General features: G+C 63.3%; 18 protein-coding genes. 9 read left to right on the forward strand and 9 right to left on the reverse strand.

What is annotated here, in order from left to right:
- Nucleotides 1–26: 26 nt before the first annotated feature.
- Nucleotides 27–1496, forward strand: a complete 1470-nt coding sequence (gene rng, locus C5N93_RS10070; protein ID WP_069341619.1) for a ribonuclease G — start codon at nucleotides 27–29, stop codon at nucleotides 1494–1496.
- Between the two features lie 132 nt (nucleotides 1497–1628).
- On the opposite strand, the gene C5N93_RS10075 is transcribed toward rng, so the two are convergent.
- Entirely contained in the window at nucleotides 1629–2093 is a 465-nt protein-coding gene (locus C5N93_RS10075) for a RidA family protein (RefSeq protein ID WP_242559148.1), read from the reverse strand.
- Between the two features lie 118 nt (nucleotides 2094–2211).
- On the opposite strand from C5N93_RS10075, the gene gcvA reads away from it, so the two are divergent.
- From gcvA to C5N93_RS10090, 3 genes are all read left to right on the forward strand, one after another.
- On the forward strand, nucleotides 2212–3126 hold the full coding sequence (gene gcvA, locus C5N93_RS10080) for a transcriptional regulator GcvA (protein ID WP_242559149.1): 915 nt from the start codon (nucleotides 2212–2214) through the stop codon (nucleotides 3124–3126).
- Between the two features lie 210 nt (nucleotides 3127–3336).
- Complete coding sequence (locus C5N93_RS10085; RefSeq protein WP_242559150.1) at nucleotides 3337–4458, forward strand: methyl-accepting chemotaxis protein; 1122 nt, start codon at nucleotides 3337–3339, stop codon at nucleotides 4456–4458.
- Between the two features lie 185 nt (nucleotides 4459–4643).
- The gene (locus C5N93_RS10090; protein ID WP_242559151.1) at nucleotides 4644–5906 is read left to right on the forward strand and encodes a cation diffusion facilitator family transporter; all 1263 of its coding nucleotides are present in this window, start codon (nucleotides 4644–4646) and stop codon (nucleotides 5904–5906) included.
- Here the strand turns inward: C5N93_RS10090 and rfbC are convergent.
- From rfbC to msbA, 5 genes are all read right to left on the reverse strand, one after another.
- Nucleotides 5881–6429, reverse strand: a complete 549-nt coding sequence (rfbC, locus tag C5N93_RS10095) for a dTDP-4-dehydrorhamnose 3,5-epimerase (RefSeq protein WP_242559152.1) — start codon at nucleotides 6427–6429, stop codon at nucleotides 5881–5883. The genes C5N93_RS10090 and rfbC overlap by 26 nt on opposite strands.
- 13 nt (nucleotides 6430–6442) lie before the next feature.
- Nucleotides 6443–7330, reverse strand: a complete 888-nt coding sequence (rfbA, locus tag C5N93_RS10100) for a glucose-1-phosphate thymidylyltransferase RfbA (RefSeq protein WP_150719539.1) — start codon at nucleotides 7328–7330, stop codon at nucleotides 6443–6445.
- A 7-nt stretch (nucleotides 7331–7337) separates the two neighbouring features.
- Entirely contained in the window at nucleotides 7338–8402 is a 1065-nt protein-coding gene (gene rfbB, locus C5N93_RS10105) for a dTDP-glucose 4,6-dehydratase (RefSeq protein WP_242559153.1), read from the reverse strand.
- A 28-nt stretch (nucleotides 8403–8430) separates the two neighbouring features.
- Entirely contained in the window at nucleotides 8431–9015 is a 585-nt protein-coding gene (locus tag C5N93_RS10110) for a peroxidase-related enzyme (protein WP_242559154.1), read from the reverse strand.
- Between the two features lie 113 nt (nucleotides 9016–9128).
- Nucleotides 9129–10880 carry a lipid A export permease/ATP-binding protein MsbA gene (msbA, locus tag C5N93_RS10115; RefSeq protein WP_242559155.1) on the reverse strand — a complete coding sequence of 584 codons (1752 nt, stop codon included), beginning with the start codon at nucleotides 10878–10880 and terminating at the stop codon, nucleotides 9129–9131.
- Nucleotides 10881–11043: 163 nt separating this feature from the next.
- Here msbA and recQ point away from each other — a divergent pair, with 163 nt between their 5' ends.
- Nucleotides 11044–12855: a DNA helicase RecQ gene (gene recQ, locus C5N93_RS10120; RefSeq protein ID WP_242559156.1), complete on the forward strand. Its 1812-nt coding sequence runs from the start codon at nucleotides 11044–11046 to the stop codon at nucleotides 12853–12855.
- A 112-nt stretch (nucleotides 12856–12967) separates the two neighbouring features.
- Complete coding sequence (locus tag C5N93_RS10125; protein ID WP_242559157.1) at nucleotides 12968–13729, forward strand: glycosyltransferase family 2 protein; 762 nt, start codon at nucleotides 12968–12970, stop codon at nucleotides 13727–13729.
- Nucleotides 13730–13837: 108 nt separating this feature from the next.
- Here the strand turns inward: C5N93_RS10125 and C5N93_RS10130 are convergent, their stop codons facing one another.
- A complete protein-coding gene (locus C5N93_RS10130) occupies nucleotides 13838–14689 on the reverse strand; it encodes a glycosyltransferase (protein ID WP_242559158.1) in 852 nt (283 codons plus the stop codon).
- Nucleotides 14690–14763: 74 nt separating this feature from the next.
- The gene (gene dnaE, locus C5N93_RS10135) at nucleotides 14764–18351 is read right to left on the reverse strand and encodes a DNA polymerase III subunit alpha (protein ID WP_242559173.1); all 3588 of its coding nucleotides are present in this window, start codon (nucleotides 18349–18351) and stop codon (nucleotides 14764–14766) included.
- Nucleotides 18352–18722: 371 nt separating this feature from the next.
- Between dnaE and C5N93_RS10140 the strand changes: the two genes are divergently transcribed.
- The 3 genes from C5N93_RS10140 (at nucleotide 18723) to gluQRS (ending at nucleotide 22074) form a co-directional block, all read left to right on the forward strand.
- Nucleotides 18723–20048, forward strand: coding sequence for a CyaA/EF/ExoY family adenylyl cyclase toxin (locus tag C5N93_RS10140; protein WP_242559159.1), 1326 nt, complete (start codon nucleotides 18723–18725; stop codon nucleotides 20046–20048).
- 152 nt (nucleotides 20049–20200) lie between these two features.
- Nucleotides 20201–21088 (forward strand): sulfurtransferase, encoded by an 888-nt coding sequence (locus tag C5N93_RS10145; RefSeq protein WP_242559160.1) that lies wholly within the window; start codon nucleotides 20201–20203, stop codon nucleotides 21086–21088.
- Nucleotides 21016–22074 (forward strand): tRNA glutamyl-Q(34) synthetase GluQRS, encoded by a 1059-nt coding sequence (gene gluQRS / locus C5N93_RS10150; protein ID WP_242559161.1) that lies wholly within the window; start codon nucleotides 21016–21018, stop codon nucleotides 22072–22074. Before C5N93_RS10145 ends, gluQRS begins: the two co-directional genes overlap by 73 nt.
- Nucleotides 22075–22231: 157 nt before the next feature.
- Here the strand turns inward: gluQRS and C5N93_RS10155 are convergent.
- A partial coding sequence (locus C5N93_RS10155; protein WP_242558265.1) for an integrase core domain-containing protein occupies nucleotides 22232–22342 on the reverse strand: 111 nt, incomplete at its 5' end.

The raw sequence follows: 22342 nt of genomic DNA on the forward strand, positions 1-22342 counted from the left end.
AAGCATTCGAGTCTGGTCGACACTTTATGAACGAAGACATTCTGGTCAACATCACGCCACAGGAAACCCGTGTGGCGCTCATGCAGCTCGGTGCGGTGCAGGAATTGCACATCGAGCGCACGCTGTCGCGCGGTCTGGTCGGCAACATCTATCTGGGCAAGGTCGTGCGCGTGCTCCCGGGCATGCAGTCGGCCTTCATCGATATCGGGCTTGAGCGTGCTGCGTTCCTGCACGTGGCCGATATCTGGCATCCGCGCACCAGCAACGACACGTCCGTGCCGCATCCGCAGCCGCCCATCGAGAAAACGGTATTCGAAGGGCAGACGCTGATGGTGCAAGTCATCAAGGACCCCATCGGCACGAAGGGTGCGCGCCTGTCGACGCAGGTCAGCATTGCCGGACGCACGCTCGTCTATCTGCCGCAGGAGCCGCATATCGGCATCTCGCAGCGCATCGAGAGCGAAGCCGAGCGCGAAGCGCTGCGCAGCAAGATTCAGGCGCTCGTGCCTGCCGACGAAAAGGGCGGCTTCATCGTGCGTACGATTGCCGAAGACGCTGCCGACGCCGAATTGGCCAACGACATCGCCTATCTGCGCAAGTCGTGGCAGACCATTGGCGAGCAAAGCACGCGCGTGCCGGCGCCCGCCCTGCTGTATCAGGATCTGAACCTCGCGCAGCGCGTGCTGCGCGACTTCGTGCACGAGGAGACGGGCAAGATTCTCGTCGATTCACGCGAGACATACCAGAAGCTGGCCGAATTCGCGTCCACGTACACGCCGGCCGTACTCGGCAAGCTCACGCATTACACGGGCGAGCGTCCGCTGTTCGATCTGTACAACGTGGAGACGGAAATCGAGCGGGCGCTGTCGCGTCGCGTCGATCTGAAGTCCGGCGGCTACCTGATGATCGACCAGACCGAAGCGATGACGACCATCGACGTGAACACCGGCGGCTACGTCGGGGCACGTAACTTCGACGACACGATCTTCAAGACGAATCTCGAAGCGGCGCTGATGATTGCGCGTCAGTTGCGTCTGCGCAATCTGGGCGGGATCATCATCATCGACTTCATCGACATGGAAAGCGCGGAGCATCGCGATTCCGTGCTGGCCGAGTTGAAGAAAGCGCTCGCGCGCGATCGCACCCGCATCACCGTGAACGGCTTCTCGCAGCTTGGGCTCGTGGAGATGACCCGCAAGCGTACGCGCGAATCGCTGGCGCATGTGCTGTGCGAGCCGTGCGCCGTGTGTCAGGGCAAGGGACAGGTCAAGACGCCGCGCACGCTTTGCTACGACATTCTGCGGGAAATCCTGCGCGAATCGCGTCAGTTCAATCCGCGCGAGTTCCGTCTGATTGCCTCGCAGGAAGTCGTGGATCTGTTCCTCGAAGAAGAATCGCAGCATCTCGCCATGCTGATCGACTTCATCGGCAAGCCGATCTCGCTTCAGGTCGAATCGTCGTTCCATCAGGAGCAGTACGACATCATTCTGATGTGATCTGCCCCACCGAAGCTGCCCGCCGCACGACGCTGGCGGGCAGTTTTCTTCAGTAGTTCTCCTCGTTAGTTTTCCTCGATAGTTTTCCTCGGTAACTCTCCTCCCACGCGGTCCTCGCTCTTGATAAGCGGCTCAGTCCGAGAGCGCCACCACGATATCGAGTTCGCAACAGGCATTACGCGGCAACTGTGCCACGCCGACACTGGTACGCGCATGGGCGCCGTGCTCCGGGCCGAAAATCTCATAGATCAACGACGACGCGCCATCGGCCACGGCGCTTTGCTGACTGAATTCGTCGGTGCTGTTCACGTAGACATTCAGTCGCAGGATCCGGTCGATGTGCGTCAGACTGCCCACGGTGTCGCGCAGGGCCGCCAGCGCGCGGATCATCGCGGCACGCGCGCCTTCCTGTCCTGCCTCGATCGAGACATCGCGCCCCAGCTTACCCGCGACGAGTACCCGGTCGCCCTCTCGCGGCAGCTGTCCGCTAATCCATGCCACGCCTTGGTGCACGGTACCTGTTGCGTACCTGGCGCCGGGGGCGGACGATGCAGGCAACGTGATGGACAGGGCTTGCAGACGCTGTTCAAGATCCATGATGATTCCTTGTCATGATTGAAGAAGATCGGGGAAACGTTGCCCTATAATATTTTTCGCCTGCGGCCCCCGGCAAAGCATCTTTTCTCAGGCTAGCCCCAATTCAGCTCATCTCATCATGGTTGCCCGTAAGCTCCCCTCTCTCAATGCCCTGCGTGCCTTCGAGGCCGCCGCGCGGCATTGCAGCTTTACGTTGGCAGCGCAGGAACTGCATGTCACGCAGGGCGCAGTCAGCCATCAGATCAAGGCGTTGGAAGAAGCGCTCGGCCGCCCGCTGTTCGACCGCCTCGCCAACCAGCTCAGACTGACGCGACAGGGGCAGACGTATCTCGAAGCGATAGGCGAAGCCTTCGACCGTATCGAGCGCGCGACGGCCGCCTTCGATACGCATGCCACCCGACAACGTCTCGCGATTTCCTGCTCCCCTAACTTCTCGGCCAAATGGCTGGTGCCGCGACTCGGCGACTTCACGCTGCGTCACCCACAACTCGAACTGCAACTGGAGCAGAGCGAGCGGCACGTCAATTTCGTCGGCGACAACATCGACGCGGCCATCCGCTACGGTGCCGGTCCGTGGCCGGGACTGACCTGCATGCATCTGACCGACGAATTCCTGTTGCCCGTGTGTGCGCCGGCTCTGGCGGGTGACGGTAGCGAGCCAACGCTCGACGGCATGCCGCTGCTGCACGTTCACGATCGCAATGCCTGGGCGCAGTGGTTCGCCGCGCGAGGTCTCACGCCGCCCGAATGGCGCGATGCGCCGGGGATCGTCTTCAACCACGAAAGCGCCGCCATCGACGCCGCCGTCGCCGGACAGGGCATGGCACTCGCGCGCTGGTCCCTTGTCGCGCTGGCCCTGGATCGGGGCCTGCTGAGTGCACCGTTCCCGGCAGGCGCGCCGCTGGAAAAGTCGTACTGGCTCGTCTATCCGGAAGAGCGACGCGACGATGACAACATCCTCGCCTTTTCGGACTGGTTGCGAGCCTCGTTCGACGCCGATCAGGAAGTCCGCGCCAAGGTCACGTCGGCGTAAGGGTCCAAGGGCACCGGCGATCCCCGACGCCCCGACCGCCCATCCCTTTTGCGGTGCACGACCGCACCTTTATTGGGCAGCACTCCTTACGAATCGTCCCCCTTCATGCCTTTGATCGGTTTTTCCGGCGAATCACAGCGTGCGAGACGACAGGCCTGATTCTTGCTCCTGATGCTTAAACACTTAAATAAAATCAAAAGGGGCAAAAGCATGGCGAATCCAAAAGCAATCGTCGAACTCACACATTCCGTGCGCAAGCTCGCCGTCAGCAAGATCGGCGACATCAACGAGATCAATCGGGAGACGACCTTCCTCGCATTGAACGCACTGATCGAAGCCGCGCGAGCGGGGAATGCGGGAAAGGGTTTCGCTGTCGTCGCCAATCAGGTCAAACACGTCTCCAAGCGCATCGGCGAAGTCACCGACACCCTCAACAAGGAACTCACCGGCTCACTCAAGGAACTCACGGAACTTGGCGATCTGATGATCGAAAGAATGCGCGGGCTCGACGGTCAGCGCTGCGCCGATCTGGCGCTCAACATGATCGACGTCATCGACCGCAACCTCTATGAGCGCTCGTGCGACGTGCGCTGGTGGGCGACCGACTCCGCCGTCGTCGACTGCCTGACGAACCCGCATCCGCAAACGGCGTCCCATGCGTCGGACCGGCTCGGCGTCATTCTCGACAGCTACACGGTCTACAAGGACCTCTGGGTCGTGGACGCACAGGGCGTGGTCGTGGCGAACGGCCGCCGCTCGACCTACCCCGTGATCGGCAGCCAGGTCGGCGACGCCCATTGGTTCAAGGCCGCACTCAAGACACGCAGCGGCGCGGATTATGTCGCGAGCGACGTGCAAACGCTCGCGCACCTCAAACACGCACAAGTCGCGACGTACTCGACAGCCATTCGCGAAGACGGTGCGCCCAACGGCCGCGTGCTCGGCGCGCTGGTGATCTTCTTCGACTGGGCGCCGCAGGCCGAAGCCGTCGTCAAGGGCGTACGTCTGAGCGAGGACGAATGGTCGCGCACGCGCTGCATGATCGTCGACTCGTCGTTTCGCGTGATTGCCAGCTCCGATGGTCAGGGCGTACTTGGCGAAACCTTCGCGCTGCGCACTGACGGTGCGTCCACGGGGTTCTATACCGACGCCAGCCAGACGACCGTCTCGTTCGCCGCGACGCCCGGCTACGAGACCTACAAGGGACTCGGCTGGTATGGCGTCGTGTGTCAGCGTGCGGTGGCCGATGACGCGGCAAAGTCGGCAAAGGGACCGGGGAAGACCCCAGAGGCCGTGCCGATGCCTCAAACGTTGCGTCGCGTAGCGTTCTGAGCGGCTGAGGTATCCCCGTCTCGTCACAGCAAGCCCGGGACGGGGACTCGGAGAGCCGCATCAGGGGGCCGTAGACGTCTGCGGCGGCGAATCCCGGCGTTCGCCCCGAGACAACCGGTGATCCGCTAAATTAGAATGCGAGATCATTCCGACGCAGCGGCGCCTGCCACGCGCGCCCCGACTTCATGCCCTACTCGAACTACGACAACCTGGCGGCATCGAGCGAGGCGCTCGATAAACACGCCGTCGCGCGCCATTCGACCTGGGTCAGTATCTGGGTCAACGTCGTGCTCACGACGGCACAGATCGTCATCGGTGTCTTCGCACGGTCACAGGCACTGATTGCCGACGGTATCCACTCGCTCTCGGACATCGTCTCCGATTTCGTGGTGCTCGCCGCGGCCCGTGGCAGCGCCCGCGCGCCCGACGCCGATCATCCTTACGGCCATAGCCGTTACGAAAACGCGGCGTCGCTGTTTCTCGGCGTGATTCTGCTGGTCGTCGGCGCCGGCATGTTGTGGCGCGGTATCGAGCGTTTGCTGCACCCGGAGGACATTCCGGAAGTCCACACGATCGCCCTCGTCGTCGCCGTCGTGGTGCTGGTGAGCAAGGAGGGACTGTTTCGCTACATGCTGCGCGCCGCACAGCGCGTACGTTCGGCCATGCTCGTCGCAAACGCGTGGCACGCGCGCTCAGACGCCCTGTCGTCGCTCGTGGTGGCATGCGGCATTCTGGGCAACCTGGCGGGGTATCGCATTCTCGACCCGCTCGCCGCCGCACTCGTGGGCCTGATGATCGGGCGCACCGGCTGGAAGTTCGGCTGGAACGCCTTGCAGGACCTCATCGATCGCGGTGTGGACGACGCCACCACCGTAGCGATCCGCCAGCGGCTGCTCGACACGCCCGGCGTGCGCGCCATCGACATGCTGCGCACGCGACGCATGGGCGACGAGATCGTGGTCGACGTCCATATCCTTGTCGACGCCCGTCTGTCCGTCTCCGAAGGGCATTACATCGCCGAACAGGCGCGTGCCGCCGTCATGAGTGAATCGCAGATTCTGGACGTGCTGGTGCACGTCGATCCGGAGAGCGATACCAAGGGCACCGCCCTGCAACAATGGCCCGCCCGCGCGGTCGTCGTCGGCGCGGCCGAGCTGCTGTGCCGGGCGAACGCGCTCGCGCTGCATGACGTCAAGCTGCATTACCTCAACAACGGACTGGAAGCCGACGTGATCGTCGAGGGATTGAGCGAACCCGCGCGTGCCGAAGGAGTCAGCCGTGCGGGTTTCGTGGATGGCGGCATCGACGCCGCGTCGCAAACCGTAGCAGACGCCCTCGCCGCGCGTTTCGCCCCGCTGGGCTTGCGCTATGTGCGCGTGCTTCGCGTGATGGGGGAGACGATGGCGACGACGTCCACTGCCGTCAGTCCTCGTGCCGATAATCCGTGAACAGCATGCCCTGCCTGTCCTTGTCCGAGACGATCGGCGTGATGCCGTCGAGCGGCCAGGGAATCGCCAGCGTCGGATCGTCCCAGCGAATGCAGCGCTCGAACTGCGGCGCCCAGTAGTCCGTGGTCTTGTACAGCACTTCGGCCGTCTCCGACGTCACCACGAAACCGTGCGCGAAGCCTGCGGGAATCCACAGTTGCTTCTTGTTCTCGGCGCTCAGCACTTCTCCGCCCCATTTGCCGAACGTCGGCGAGCCCTGACGAAGATCCACCGCGACGTCATAAATCTCACCGCTCAACACTCGCACCAGCTTGCCCTGCGGTTGCCTGACCTGATAGTGCAGGCCTCGCAGCACCCCCCGTACCGAGCTGGACTGATTGTCCTGAACGAATTTATGCGTCTGGCCGAGCGCCTCGTTGAAATTACGCTGGTTAAAACTCTCGAAGAAATAGCCTCGGGAGTCACCAAACACCTTGGGCTCGACAAGCTTGACGTCAGGCAGAGCAGTGGCGATCAGTTGCATGACTCGTTATCCATCAAAAAAGACGTTCGCGCAGCATCGTCAGAAGATATTGACCGTACCCGGTCTTGGCGAGCGGTTGCGCCAGCTTCTCGATGGCTGCGGCGTCGATCCAGCCGCGGCGGTAGGCGATCTCTTCCGGGCAAGCCACCTTCAATCCCTGACGACTCTCGATGGTCTGGATGAACGTACTGGCTTCGAGCATCGACTCGTGCGTGCCGGTATCGAGCCACGCATATCCGCGTCCCATCATCTGCACATTGAGCTTGCCGCGCTTCAGATACTCGTTGTTGACGTCGGTAATTTCCAACTCGCCGCGTGCGGAAGGTTTAATCGAGCGGGCAATTTCGATCACGTCGTTGTCACAGAAATACAGTCCCGTGACTGCATAGCGCGACTTGGGATCTTTGGGCTTTTCAACGAGTTCGACGGCCTTGCCGTGCTCATCGAACGTCACCACCCCGTAACGCTCCGGATCGTGCACAGGGTAGGCAAAGACCGAGGCGCCTTCCGTCTGGGCATTCGCCTTGGCCAGGAGGCCGGCGAAATCGTTGCCGTAGAACAGGTTATCGCCGAGCACAAGCGCACACGGATCGTTGCCGATGAAGTCGGCGCCGATCAGGAAAGCCTGTGCGAGACCGTCCGGGGACGGCTGCACGGCATACTGCAGGTTAAGGCCCCACTGGCTGCCGTCGCCGAGCAGTTGCTCGAAGCGCGGCGTGTCCTGCGGCGTAGAGATGATCAGCACGTCGCGAATCCCCGCCAGCATGAGCGTGGTCAGCGGGTAGTAGATCATCGGCTTGTCGTAGACCGGCAGCAGTTGCTTGGAAACGGCCAGCGTTGCCGGATACAGGCGCGTGCCGGAACCACCGGCCAGAATGATGCCTTTGCGTTTGATACTCATAGGTGCCTCAATCGTTCTTCTGATAATGCGTTTCGATCCAGCGCTTGTACTCGCCCGACTGGACCTGACGTACCCACTCGCCATTCGCGAGATACCACTGAACGGTCTTGCGCATGCCTGTCTCGAAGGTTTCCGCCGGGCGCCAGCCCAACTCGCGTTCGAGCTTGCGCGCATCGATGGCGTAACGTCGATCATGTCCAGGACGGTCGGTCACAAACGTGATCTGATCGACATACGACTTACCGTCGGCGCGTGGCGAAAGTTCGTCGAGCAGCGTGCAAAGATGCTTCACGACCGACAGGTTGTTCTGCTCGTTCCAGCCGCCGACATTGTAAACCTCGCCCGTCACGCCCTTCGCCAGCACTTCGCGAATCGCCGAGCAGTGATCGCCGACGTACAACCAGTCGCGCACGTTGCTGCCATCGCCGTAGATCGGCAACGGCTTGCCGGCCAGCGCGTTGGCGATGACCAGCGGAATCAGCTTCTCCGGGAACTGGTACGGACCGTAGTTGTTCGAGCAGTTGGTCGTGAGCACCGGCATGCCGTAGGTGTGATGATAGGCACGCACGAGATGGTCGGAGCCCGCTTTCGACGCCGAATACGGGCTGTTCGGCGCGTACGGCGTCGTTTCAGTGAAGGCCGGGTCCGTCGGGCTCAGCGAACCATAGACCTCGTCGGTCGACACGTGCAGGAAACGGAAGTTGTCGCGGGCGTCGCCTTCGAGCGCGCCCCAATAGGCACGTGCCGCTTCGAGCATCGTGAAGGTGCCCACAATGTTCGTCTGCACGAACTCGCCCGGGCCGTGAATCGAACGATCGACGTGGCTCTCTGCTGCGAAATGCAGCACCGCACGCGGACGATGCGCCGCATAGAGCTTGTCCAGCGCGGCACGGTCACAAATATCGACTTGCGCGAAATGGTGACGGGGGTCGCGTTCGAGACTCGCCAGATTCGCCAGGTTACCGGCGTAAGTGAGCTTGTCGATGGTCACGACCGGTTCGTCGTGTTGCGCAAGCCAGTCGAGAACGAAGTTTGCGCCGATGAATCCGGCGCCGCCAGTCACGAAGATCATAGGTATCGAAGTTTTGTGAGAAGTCGGTTTAACGGGTGCGAGGCACGCGCCCCATCAGGAAAAATTCGTCGTTGGGACGCATCGAAATCGCATTGGCGATGCGGTTCGACATGCCGAAGAATGCCGTGATCGCGGCGATGTCCCAGATATCTTCGTCGTGCAGGCCGTGTCGGCGCAGGTTCGCATAATCGTCATCGCCCACGTCCTGCGAGCGTTCGCAAACCTTCAGCGCATAGGCCAGAATCGCCTTCTGACGCTCAGTCAGGTCCGCCTTCAGATAATTGACGGCGATCTGGTCGGCCAGCAACGGCTGCTTTTCATAGATGCGCACGAGCGCGCCATGCGCGACCACACAGTACAGACACTGATTCACGGCGCTGGTTGCCACCACGATCATTTCGCGCTCGCCCTGGCTCAGATTGCCGTCTTTGAGCATGAGCGCATCGTGATACGCGAAAAAAGCGCGGAATTCGTCAGGACGATGCGCCAGCGTCAGGAAAACGTTCGGGATGAAGCCAGCCTTCTCCTGCACCTCGTCGATGCGCGCACGGATATCGTCCGGCAATGCGGCGAGATCCGGCACGGGAAAACGACTGATCGGCGGCGGGCTCATCATGGTCTCCTCAAAGGCGGGCAGTGTTGTCGGACGGTGGCCTGCGTCGCGACAGGTCGTATTACGACACCTCGCAAACGCTTGCCTACCTCCTGCTGAAACGGCGCTTGAAATTACGCCTCTTGCTGCTGCGCGTACTGAATGCGGTGCAAGTGCGCGTAGAGGCCATTATGCGCCACCAGTGCCTGGTGAGAGCCTTGCTCCGCAATCCGGCCATGTTCCAGTACGACGATCCGGTCCGCACGTTCGATGGTCGACAGACGGTGCGCGATCACGAGCGTCGTACGGCCTTCCATCAGCACTTCCAGCGCCGCCTGCACGTGGCGCTCGGATTCGGAATCCAGTGCAGAAGTGGCTTCATCGAGAATCAGGATCGGCGCGTCCTTGTAAATCGCACGGGCAATCGCCAGACGCTGACGCTGACCACCCGACAGGCGCATGCCATTGTCGCCCACGAGCGTGGCGACGCCGTCGGGCATCGCCGCCACCGCATCGGCCAGATTGGCCGCACGCAGGGCGGCCTGCACGCGCTCGGCATCGACCTCCTGACCGTAGGCCACGTTGGCGGCGATGGTGTCGTTGAACAGCACGACGTCCTGACTCACGAACGCGATCTGACGACGCAGGTCGGCCAGACGCAGATCGGTGAGCGCAATGCCGTCGAGCAGGATACGTCCGCCGGTCGGATCGAAGAAGCGCGGCACCAGATTGACCATCGTTGTCTTGCCACTGCCGGACGGGCCGACCAGCGCGACCATTTCCCCTGGCGCGACATCCAGTGAAATGCGGTCGAGCGTCGGACGCTCGCTCGCGCCGTAGTTGAAACTCACGTCATCGAACGTCACACGGCCCTTCGCGCGCTCGAGCGTACGCTCGCCGCCTACGGGTTCGACTTCGACGTCCATGACCTCGAAGATCAGTTCCGCGGCCGTCACGCCACGTTGCAACGGCTGGTTCACGTCCATCAGATGCTTGAGCGGGGAGACGACGAGCAACAGCGCCGTGACGAACGCGGTGAAGCCGCCCACCGTCATCTCGCCGGAGGACGATTCGATCATCGCCACGGTGATCACGATCGCCAGCGCCAGCGAGGCGAGCGCCTGCGTCACCGGCTGTGCCAGACCGCCCGAGACCGTCACGCGCATGGCATAGCCGCGCAGCGTGCTGGTCATCTTGTCGAAACGGCCCTTTTCGTACTCTTCGCCGTTGTGGATCTTCACGACCTTGTAGCCGCCGACCGCCTCCTCGACCACGTACGACAGCGCGTTGGTCAGCGTTTGCTGCTCGCGGTTCAGGCGGCGCAGGCGACGGTTGATCTTACCGACCAGCCAGCCGATCAGCGGCAGAATGACGGCCACCACCAACGTCAGGCGCCAGTTCAGGTAGAACAGGTAACCCAGCAGGCCAACAACGGTGAGCGAATCGCGCACGAGCGTGATCAGCACCGTGGTGAGCACGCCAAGCACCTGATTGACTTCATAGACGATGGCGTTGATCAGCGTGCTGGTCGTCTCGCGCTGGTAGTAGGACGCCGGCGCATGCAGCAAACGCTCGAACATGCGCACGCGCAGATCGAGCAGCACACGGTTGGAGACCCACGACAGCATGTAGTTGGCCGAATACTGCGCCAGCCCGCGAATGACCGCCAGACCGATCACGGCGGCCGGGACATACCAGAGCTTCCACGGATCGCCGCCTGAAAAGCCCTTGTCGAGCACCGGTTTGAGCACTGCCGGAATCGCCGCTTCGGTCGCTGCGACCAGCGCCATGGCGAGAACGGCCAACAGGCCCATGTGCCAATAAGGCTGGAGATAGCCCAGCAGACGTCGCAAGATCGGTCCGGTGGGCTTGTGCGGTGCGCTCATGTAAGTCGGGGACGGCAGGAAAACCGCTATTCTAACGTACCGGCCGGTCCCGCCGGGACGTGTCCGAACCGGACTAGGACGCCGCCGTAAAAATCTCCACAATGCCCGATATCCGTGGCCTTCGGCGCGCCGAACCCCGGGTGGAACCGGTATACTCCGGCGCATGGCAAGCGCACTCGAAGTCCTCCGTACCGTATTCGGCTATAACGCATTCCGTGGCGATCAGGCCGCCATCGTCGACCATGTGGCCGACGGGGGCGATGCACTCGTGCTCATGCCCACGGGCGGCGGCAAGTCACTCTGCTACCAGATCCCCGCGCTGCTGCGCCCGGGCATCGGGATCGTCGTCTCCCCGCTCATCGCCCTCATGCAGGATCAGGTCGACGCCCTGCTGCAAGCGGGGGTGCGCGCCGCCTATCTGAATTCCAGCCTCGCCTTCGACGAAGCGGTCGATATCGAACGGCGCGCCGCGCGCGGCGAACTCGACCTGCTTTACGTCGCGCCGGAACGGTTGCTGACCGATCGGTTTCTCAATCTGCTCGACCGGCTCGACGAGCGCGGCCAACTGGCGCTCTTCGCCATCGACGAAGCCCACTGCGTCTCGCAATGGGGCCATGACTTCCGTCCCGAATATATTCAGCTCTCGGCGCTGCACGAACGCTACCCGCGTGTGCCGCGCATTGCGCTGACGGCGACCGCAGACGCCGCGACGCGCGAAGAAATTCAGACCCGGCTCGGGCTGACCGACGCGCGTCTGTTCGTCTCCAGCTTCGACCGGCCGAACATTCGCTACGAGATCGTCGACCGCGACAATCCACGCAAGCAATTGCTGGCATTCCTGAGCCGGCATCGCGGCGAGGCAGGCATCGTGTATTGCCTGTCACGCAAGAAAGTGGAAGAAACGGCAGCCTGGCTGGAGACGCAGGGTATCGCGGCGCTGCCCTATCACGCCGGGCTCGATGCCGAGGTGCGACGCACCCATCAGCAACGGTTCCTGCGCGAAGAAGGGCTGGTCATGGCGGCGACTGTCGCCTTCGGCATGGGCATCGACAAGCCGGACGTCCGCTTCGTCGCGCATCTGGACTTGCCCAAGAGCCTCGAAGCCTATTACCAGGAGACGGGCCGCGCCGGCCGTGACGGGGAGCCCGCCGAAGCCTGGATGACTTATGGCCTGAACGACGTCGTCGTGCACCGTAGCCGGATCGACGAATCGAACGCCTCCGAGCTGCAAAAGCGCATCGAGCGTCAAAAGCTCGACGCCCTGCTCGGTTATTGCGAGGCGCCCCGCTGCCGTCGCACCGTGCTGCTGTCGTATTTCGGCGAACAGAGCGAGCCGTGCGGCAATTGCGACGTCTGCCTCAACCCGCCCGAGGTTTTCGACGGCACCGTCGCGGCCCAGAAGGCGCTCTCCGCCATTCTGCGCACCGGCCAGCGCTTCGGCGCAGGCCATCTCGTCGATCTGCTGCGCGGGCGCAGCACCGACAAGATCCGTCAGTTCGGGCACGAAAGCCTGCCGACCTTCGGCGTGGGCGGCGAAATGGACGATCAGGGCTGGCGCGCAGTGTTTCGTCAGTTGATCGCCCACGGCATCATCGAACCGGACAGCAGCCAGTACGGCGCACTCACGCTCAACGCGGCAGCGCGTCCGGTGCTCAAGGGCGAAACGACCGTGTCGCTGCGACGCCAGCAGCGGCCGACCGCCGGCAAGAAAAGCCGCTTTGCCGGCTATGCGTCGTCGCAGGCCATCGAACTGGATGTGGCGGACCAACAGGTGTTCGAGAAACTTCGTGCCTGGCGGCAGGACATGGCGAAGACGCAGGCGGTGCCCGCGTACGTTATCCTGCATGACCGCACGTTGCGGGAACTAGCCCAGCGCCGCCCCCGTCATCGCGACGGACTGGTGGATATCACCGGTCTGGGCGAGGCGAAGATCGAGCGCTACGGTGAAGCGCTGGTCGAGCTGCTGAATGCTTGAGCGGCGCGGCGCATCGATACCGCTGCGTTGCTCACGGCTCACTACGCACCGCGAATACCCGCCACCCCTTTGATGACCCACTGTTTAGCTCACCCAACGGCCCGCCCCGACCATGTCTGACATGCAACGCCTGCCGATCTCGGTGACGATTCTCACGCGTAACGAGCGTCACAACATTGCCGACTGCATTGCGTCGGTGGCGTCGTTCGCCACGCAGATCGTCGTGGTCGACAACGCCAGCACGGACGGCACGGCAGAGATTGCGCGCGACGCGGGCGCGGAGGTCCATGTCACGCCCGACTGGCCCGGCTTCGGCCCGCAGAAGAATCGCGCGCTGTCGTATGCCACACAGCCGTGGGTGCTGTCGCTGGATGCCGACGAGCGTGTCACGCCCGAGTTGGCTGCCGATATCGCCGCCGCCATCGCACAGGGCACCCATGCGGGTTACCGCATGCCTCGCCTGTCGCAATTTCTCGGTCACTGGGTGAAGCACTGCGGCTGGTATCCGGATTACGTACTGCGGCTGTTCCGTCGCGACGCCGGACGCTTCTCCGACAATCTCGTGCATGAGCGTGTGATCGTCGACGGCGAGATCGGCACGCTCGCCCACCACCTTCTGCATTACAGCTACACCGAAGTCCGTCAGGTCGATGACAAGGTACAGCGCTATGCACGGGCGGGAGCGAAGGAGATGGCAATGCGCGGCAAGCGTGTCTCGCCCCTCAAGCCGTGGATCAATGGCGGATGGGCTTTCGTGCGCACCTACGTGTTGCGTCGCGGCTTTCTCGATGGCGCGACCGGCGCAGCCATTGCGCGCATGAACGCTCGCAGCGCCTTTCTCAAGTACGCCTTGCTCAGAAGCGGCGAGGTTTGAGAAAGGTATGCCGAGGCCTCGTGTACGTTCGGCCTTGATACCGAGAAATCACGCAGAAACAAGAACGGACGCCCGAGGCGTCCGTTTTCACATGACATGCTGACGTCGTTATTTCGCCAGCGCGCGTTTGATGCGTGAGCGGAACAACTGCCAGCGCAGCTTGCTGTCGTCGACCGGCTCGGCCAGACGGCCGTCGCTACCGGCCGGCACCGGCGTGCCGCGACGCAGATAGTACCGATCGAAAATCGACTGCGTCATGCCCCACTTGCGCAGGAACTGGGTGCGGCCGTCGTTCTTCACGACCTTGCCCGTGCTCTTGCACTGGAAGTGATACACGAGACTCGCGCCCACACCAACGAAACGGCGTGCGCCCGCTCCCCACATCTTCATCGAAAAATCGTTGTCGCTGCTCATGCCCGGGCTCAACTCCGTGCTGTAGCCGCCCACGAGGAACCACCAGTCGCGGTGCACGAGCGTCGGCGGCCACGTCGCACCGAACCAGTCAGGCTTGCGGTACGTCGGCACGGCAGCCAGCAGCCCCGCTTCGTCGAATTGGTCGACGTCACGGCCGAAGTCCTGCACCAGCACGCACGGATTGCCGGTGTCGACCGGCTCGATCATCGTGCCCGAGAGCATGAACGCCTTGTCGGGCATGGCTTCGGCACGCTCGATCAGCGCACTGTCCCAGCCGGGGCAACAGTACATGTCATCGTTGAGGAAAACGATGTACTTCTCGCGCGCGAGTGCCGCCGCCTGATTCACGGCGTAGCAAATACCGACATTCTCGGCAGACGCCGTGTGCTCGATGCCCTCAGCCCTGACCCAGTCGAGCGATCCGTCCGAGCCATCATTGACGTGCACGATGATCTGATGCGGATAGCGCGAATTCTGGCGAATGCTGCGCACACAGAGTTGCAGCAAGGCGAGGTTGTTCCAGGTCGGAACGATGATGGAGAACATCCGGATTTCCTTGTTTTATCGACCGCCGGGCTGGCGGATGACGTCGGTTTTGCGACGCAATCCGCTGCCGTACATCAATAGATCACTTGTACCGAGTCGGTCGTCAGCCACTGACGAAGCTCACCGAGCAGTTCGTCACCCGGCTGCACCTTCCAGTCGTCGCCGAGACGGGACTCGCACTCGGCATCGGGACGACGATAGACGATGTGCACCGGCAGGCCGTTTTGCTTGTCGCCATCGCCGTTGCCGTTGCGACGGCCGAAGCCGCCACCACCACCGCCGTTACCGCCCCCCCCCCCGTGCCCGCCGTTGAACCCACCGCCGCCGCCCGCACCGGCCGTTGCGGCCACACGGTACATCGTGCAATGCGGTTGCAGCGTGGCGCGCAGACGCGTCCAGTCGGCATTACCGTTGAATGACAGCTTCAGCGCCCGCGCAAAGCGTGCGCGCGCCCGGCCGAGGTCCATCAGGCTTTCGACGGTAAAGCGCAGGCCGCCGGTGAAGCTGTCGGGACGCGCGTTGCCGTGCACGATCAGCAGCTCGTCTTCCTTGAAGAGATGCTTGTTCGCCTCGAACTGCTCGTTGAAGATCGTGACTTCGAGGGTGGCGGTGCCGTCGTCCAGTTGCACGATCAGCATCTTGCCGCGCTGCGTCATCATGGTGCGCATGGCGGAGATCACCCCGGCAACAAGCCGGTCGCGCCCTTCCGACAGATCCTTGATGCGGGTACGCACAAAGCGACGCACTTCGTCCGCGTACGAATCGAACATGTGCCCCGACAGGTAGAAGCCGAGCGCCTGCTTCTCTTCCTGCAACTTGCGCTTGTCGGTCCATGCCGGCTCGTCCGCCAGTTCCAGCGGCGCTTGCAGGCTTTCGTCGCCCAGATCGAACAGGCTGACCTGATTGGCGGCGGCACTGGCCTGCTCGGCGGCTTCCATCGCCATCGGCACGGACGCCATCAACTGCGCCCGGTTGTCGTGAATCGAATCGAACGCACCGGCGCGAATCAGCGCTTCGATCGTGCGACGGTTCACCACGCGGCGGTCGATGCGCGCGCAGAAGTCGAACAGATCGGTGAACGGACGCTCTTCGCGGGCACGCAGAATTTCTTCGATGGCCGACTGACCGCTCCCCTTGATGGCGCCGAGACCGTAACGCACGGTCTTCGAATCGGCCGGCTCGAAGCGATAGGCCGAGACGTTGACGTCCGGGGGCAGCACGCCCAATCCGTTCGCCGGGGCAAGGCAGTCTTCGTAGAGAATCTTGACCTTGTCGGTGTCGTCCATGGCCAAGCTCATGTTGGCGGCCATGAATTCGGCGGGATGGTGGGCTTTGAGCCAGGCGGTGTAGTAGGCGAGCAGCGCGTACGCGGCGGCGTGCGACTTGTTGAAGCCGTAGCCTGCGAACTTTTCCATCAAGTCGAAGATTTCGTCCGACTTCTCGCGCGTCAGACCGTTCTCGGCGGCACCCTTGGCGAAAATCTCGCGGTGCTCGGCCATTTCCTCGGCCTTCTTCTTACCCATCGCGCGACGCAACAGGTCGGCGCCACCGAGCGAGTAACCGCCGATGATCTGCGCCATCTGCATCACCTGCTCCTGGTAGACCATGATGCCGTAGGTCTCCTGGAGCACCGGCTCGACGCGCGGATCCGGATATTCCGTCTTCTCGCGGCCGTGCTTACGCGCGCAGAAGCTTGGAATCAGGTCCATCGGGCCCGGACGATACAACGCCACCAGCGCGATGATGTCCTCGAAGCGGTCAGGCTGGGCATCCTTCAACATGCCCTGCATGCCCCGGCTTTCCAGCTGGAACACCGCGACCGTGTTGGCCTTCTTGAGGATGCTGAACGCCGCCGGATCGGTGAGCGAGACCTGATCGAGCGACCAGTCCGCCATCTCCGGATGCAGACGCTTGATATAGCGCTCGGCCCAGTTCAGGATCGTGAGCGTGGTCAGGCCCAGAAAGTCGAACTTCACCAGACCGACGGCTTCCACGTCGTCCTTGTCGTACTGACTCACCACGCCGCTGGCGTCTTCGCCGCTGCCCTGCGTGTAGAGCGGGCAGAAGTCGGTCAGCTTGCCCGGTGCGATCAGCACCCCGCCCGCGTGCATGCCGACGTTACGCGTGAGCCCTTCCACACGCTGCGCCAGCTCGATCAACTGCTTGACTTCGTCTTCCGTCTGGAAGCGCTCGGCCAGTTGCGGCTCTTCCTTGAGGGCGTCGTCGATGGTGACGTGCTTGCCCGGCTTGAACGGGATCAGCTTGGAAATGCCGTCGACGAAGTTGTATCCGAGATCGAGCACGCGGCCCACGTCACGCACCGCGGCCTTGGCGGCCATCGAGCCGAAGGTGGCGATCTGCGAGACGGCGTCCGCGCCGTACTTTTCCTTCACGTACTGAATGACGCGATCGCGGCCGTCCTGACAGAAGTCGATGTCGAAGTCGGGCATCGAGACGCGTTCCGGATTCAGGAAGCGCTCGAACAGCAGGTTGTACTTGAGCGGGTCGAGGTCGGTAATGCCCAGCGCGTAGGCGACGAGCGAACCGGCGCCGGAACCCCGGCCCGGGCCGACCGGCACGCCGTTGTTCTTCGCCCACTGGATGAAGTCCGCCACGATCAGGAAGTAGCCGGGGAAGCCCATCTTGATGATCGTGCCGGTCTCGAAGTCGAGACGCTTGTAATACTCGGGGCGCTGCCTGTCGCGCTCCGCCTCTTCCGGGAAGAGCAGCGCGAGACGCGTCTCGAGGCCTTCCTTGGAGAGCTGGACGAGATAGTCGTCGAGCGACATGCCGTCCGGCGTCGGGAAGAGCGGCAGCTTCGGCTTGCCGAGTTCGAGCGTGAGGTTGCAGCGCTTGGCGATCTCGACGGTGTTGGCAATCGCGGACGGCACGTCTTCGAACGCGGCGATCATGTCGTCCTGCGTGCGGAAGCTCTGGTCCTGCGTGAAACGCCGCACCCGGCGCGCATTGCCGAGCATTTCACCTTCCGAGATACACACGCGCGCTTCGTGCGCGGTGAAATCGTCGCCCGTCATGAACTGGATCGGGTGCGTGGCGACGACCGGCAGCCCGGCCTTCGCCGCCAGTTGCACCGCGTGTTGCACGTACGTCTCCATGCCCTGCTGACCGGTGCGTTGCAGTTCGATGTAGAACGCCCCGGGGAACACGCTCGCCCAGTGCTTCGCACACTGCAACGCCAGATCGGGATTGCCGGCGGCCAGCGCCGCGCCGACGTCGCCCATCTGCGCGCCCGACAGCGCGAGCAGGCCGCGTGCAAGGCCATCGGGCTGAAGCCACGACGACTCGATTTCTGCGCGTCCACGGTACTGATTGCCGAGCCATGCCTTCGACAGCAACTGGCACAGGTTCAGATAGCCTTCCCGGTCACGAGCGAGGAGCAGCAGGCGTGAGGGCTTGTCGCGATCGGCCGGATTCGTGATCCAGGCGTCGCAGCCGACGATCGGCTTGACGCCCTTGCCACGGGCTTCCTTGTAGAAACGGATGGCCCCGAACATGTTCGCGAGGTCGGTGAGCGCGAGCGCGCCCTGACCATCCTTGGCGGCGGCCTTGACGACGTCGTCGAGCCGCACGATGCCATCGGCGATCGAATATTCGGAGTGGAGACGGAGGTGGACGAAACGAGGTTCTGACATGGGCCGTATTGTAACGCGGCCTCCCCGGATTGACCGGCTTCGAATCCGGATGAAAGCATCCGGATGAAAGCGCAAGGAAAGCGCGGCGGCGGGCATCGCGCTGACCGCGCCCGGGATCCGGCGTCATTCATGAGCGAATTCGAATATCCGCCACAGCACGCCGATGCCCAGACTATCCGGACTACGCGGTCACAAAAATCCGGCGAACCACGTCTTCGCCGCGCCTCCCCCACTCAAAACACCGACCGTCCATGCAAATCCTGCGTTACGGGCCACACGTGCCCCCGATGTCGCAAACCGCGACACCCACGCCCTCTGCCCGGCCAAACCGTGACGATCGCTCACCGGCCGAGACCGCCGATCTGCCAGACGACACCGGTATGGCAAGCACGCCGCACGACGCTTGCGACGCCGGCGACGTCCTGTCGTCTACCGATGCGGCACATGCCCGCTTACGTACACGCACCGCACCGACGAAGCGCAAGCATGACGATGGGGGCAACGAAGGCCTTTCAGACGACGACCATGACGCCCCGGATAGCGACATCCCAAGCGATACCTGGCGCATCGGCAGCCCCGCGCTCGATCAACTGCGACGCTCGCTGATCGGTGCGCGCAACGCCCATCGCAACATGGCCATCGACGCCCCTCCCAGCGCGGACACCGACAAGATCGCCACGACGCAGGCCACCGAGGCGCTGGCACGCAAGCGGCGCGAATCGTCGATGCCGGCGTTCGCCGAATCGATTCAGCGTGTCTCGAATCAATATCGCGTCGTTATCGGTCTGCGACGTCCGAACGCGATGGGGCAATCGCTGCTGCGCGAAGGCTTCCCCACGAAGAATTTTCACGTAAAGGCGAAGTCGAGCGCGGCAGGGCCGACCGCCGGTTTCGTGCCCATCGAGCCGAAGTACGCCAAGATCGGCGTCGAGCAATGGGCTAAGCAGGCAAACGCCATTGCCAGCGCCTTGAAATCCGGCGCAAAAGCCGTGAATCTGCGGCTGAGCCCGGCTCGCGTGAAGGAGTTGGTGACGCTGGGCGCGATGACGCACGCTGGCGGCGCAACCTATCGGGCCACCTACCCCGGCGGGGCCATGACTTTCTCACTGCGCCCCACCAGCCCCGACAGCCCCGACACCCTCGCGGTGTTCGATACCGCCGGCCGTCCCGTCACCGTTCTGACCAATCCACCTGAATTGCCCGGCGGTTTCGCCAAAGACAAGGCGCTGACGGCCAGCCCGCTGCCGATGACGGCCGATTACGACCTGTTCTGTCTGTTCTCGCGCCGGGAACGCGACGTCGATCGCTTTCCCATGCCGGTGCAGCCGCATGTCGTGGCCGGTCCCCGGGATCGGTCCCGCAATCGCGCCTCGCAATATCTGGACGCCGTCGCCACAGGACAAACCCGGCCGGAAGACCCGAACATGGGCAATATTCCGTTCTTTCACCGCACCATCGTCGACGCCCTGAACGTCGCCGTGACCGACGACGGTTACCGGGGCGGCAAGCTTTTCTGGCACAACGCCGAGAACGGGAATCCGTTCTCGCCCGGTTTCGCAAGCGATGACGCCCCGCTGTTCTTCGTGCCCGACACGCCCCATCCCATGACGGCCTCGACCCTGGACGATCTGAACGGCGTGATAGACCGGCTGCAAACGCTCGGATATGCCGCGAAACTGAGCCCACGTCTGGCTGTCAACGCCTGATCGCGGGGGGACACTGGCGCCTCGGGCTATCTGCCGTGCGCAGCGTCCGCCCCGCGTCATCGGGGCGCTTTGTCCTGAATCAAGCACGAACCGGCATCGAATCGGCGATAATGGCGGTTTATTGCTTCACGCTTTTGCGGAATTTCGTTGCCATGTCTATCGTCAACATCGCTGCGTACAAGTTCGTCACGCTCGACGACATCGCGACCCTGCGCCCGGCCCTGCTCGAACGCTGCCAGGCGCTCGACCTGAAAGGCACCATCCTGCTCGCGCCGGAGGGCATCAACCTGTTCCTGGCGGGCGCGAGTGAGTCGATCGGCGCCTTCCTCACGGGACTGCGCGCCGACGCCCGCTTCACCGACCTCGAAGTCAAGGAAAGCCTCTCGGACGACCAGCCGTTCCGCCGGATGCTCGTGCGCCAGAAGAAAGAAATCATCACCATGAAGATGCCGGTCATCAAGCCGGCAGACGGACGGGCACCGGGGGTCGATCCCGCCACGCTCAAGCGCTGGCTCGATGCGGGTCAGGACGACGAGGGCCGTCCGGTCGTGATGCTCGACACGCGTAACGACTTCGAAGTCGACGTGGGCACGTTCGATAACGCGGTCGATTACCGTCTCACCAAATTCTCGGAATTCCCTGACGTCATCGCCGCACATCGCGCAGACTTCGAGGGCAAGACCATCGTATCGTTCTGCACGGGCGGTATCCGTTGCGAGAAGGCCGCGATCTACATGCGCGACATCGGCCTCGAACATACGTATCAGCTCGACGGCGGCATTCTCAAGTATTTCGAAGACGTCGGCGGTGCGCACTATCAGGGCGACTGCTTCGTGTTCGATTACCGCACGGCGCTCACGCCGGAGCTGGCGCCGTCGACGACCAAACAGTGCTTTGCCTGCCGCGCCGTCGTGACGGCCGAGGATCAGCGCAGCCCCGATTACGTCGAAGGCCAGCAGTGCCCGGCATGCGCGACGCCGGCCGGCGAACCGGCGACCGGGGCAGCCGCTGCCACGTCGCTCGCCGCACCGTCGGCCTGAGCACGCGGGTGGCGCTCGCCTCGGTGCAGGGTGCGACTGTGCCCGCAGGTGCTGCCGCCCATCCCCTCACGACTCACGACAGCACGCCTCCGGTAGCCCCTCGCTACCGCGGGCGTTTCGCGCCTTCCCCTACCGGGCCGCTGCATCGCGGCTCACTCGTCACCGCACTGGCCAGTTGGCTCGATGCGCGCGCGCACGACGGTATCTGGATCGTGCGCATGGAAGACCTCGACGAGCCGCGATGCGTGCCCGGTGCGGCGGACGACATTCTCGATACCCTCTCGCGTCTCGGACTGCATTCGGACGAACCCATCGTCTGGCAAAGCCGTCGTCATGCGCTGTATGAGCATGCGCTGGCCGACTTGGCCGCGCGGGGACTCGTCTATCCGTGCGGGTGCACCCGTCGCGAAATTGCGGACTCGCTCACGCGCGTGCATGCGCGTCACAGCACACTGGCCTATCCGGGCACCTGCCGCGACGGCCTGCACGGCAAGACGGCGCGTGCGTGGCGGCTGCGCGTGCCCGATGCCGACGCCGCACGCATGCACTTCAACGATCGCTGGATGGGACCGCAGACGCAGGACCTGGCCGCCGAAGTCGGGGATTTCGTCCTCAAACGGGCCGATGGGCAGTGGGCCTATCAACTCGCCGTCGTCGTCGACGATCAGTTGCAGGACATCACCGATATCGTGCGCGGCGCCGACCTGCTCGACTCGACGGCCCGTCAGATCTATCTGCAAGCCTGCCTGGGCGCTCCCACGCCACGCTATCTGCACGTGCCGCTGGTGATGGCCGACGACGGCGAGAAGCTGAGCAAGCAAAACGGCGCTGCCCCGCTGACGCTCGATACGCCTGCGGCAATTCTCGCGGCGTTGAAAGCGGCAGCCGCCCATCTCGGCTTGCCTGCGGCGCTGAACGCCATCACGCATCACGACGATTTCTACGCAGCCGCGATACAGGCGTGGCGGGAACGGTTCGGCGGCTGAGCTCAGGGCGTTCCGGTAGCCGCGCTCGTCACTTCGGCGTTGCTTCTGCTGCAATTCGCGCACGGCGAAGGCGAATCGAATGCCCACACGCGCGTCCATCGTCGACCTCGTCGCATCGTCGTGTCAAGTCCTGAAATAGGTTGACAGAAAAAGTCATTCAAAACGCCCGATGCACCGCATCGGGCGTTTTGTATTTCAGGGCCGCATGAGGTCGTTCGTGATTGTAGATGTGCACGGACTGTCTCACCATTTTGACGGCTTGCTTGAG

This window comes from Pandoraea sp. LA3 (assembly GCF_022696215.1).
GTDB lineage: Bacteria > Pseudomonadota > Gammaproteobacteria > Burkholderiales > Burkholderiaceae > Pandoraea > Pandoraea capi.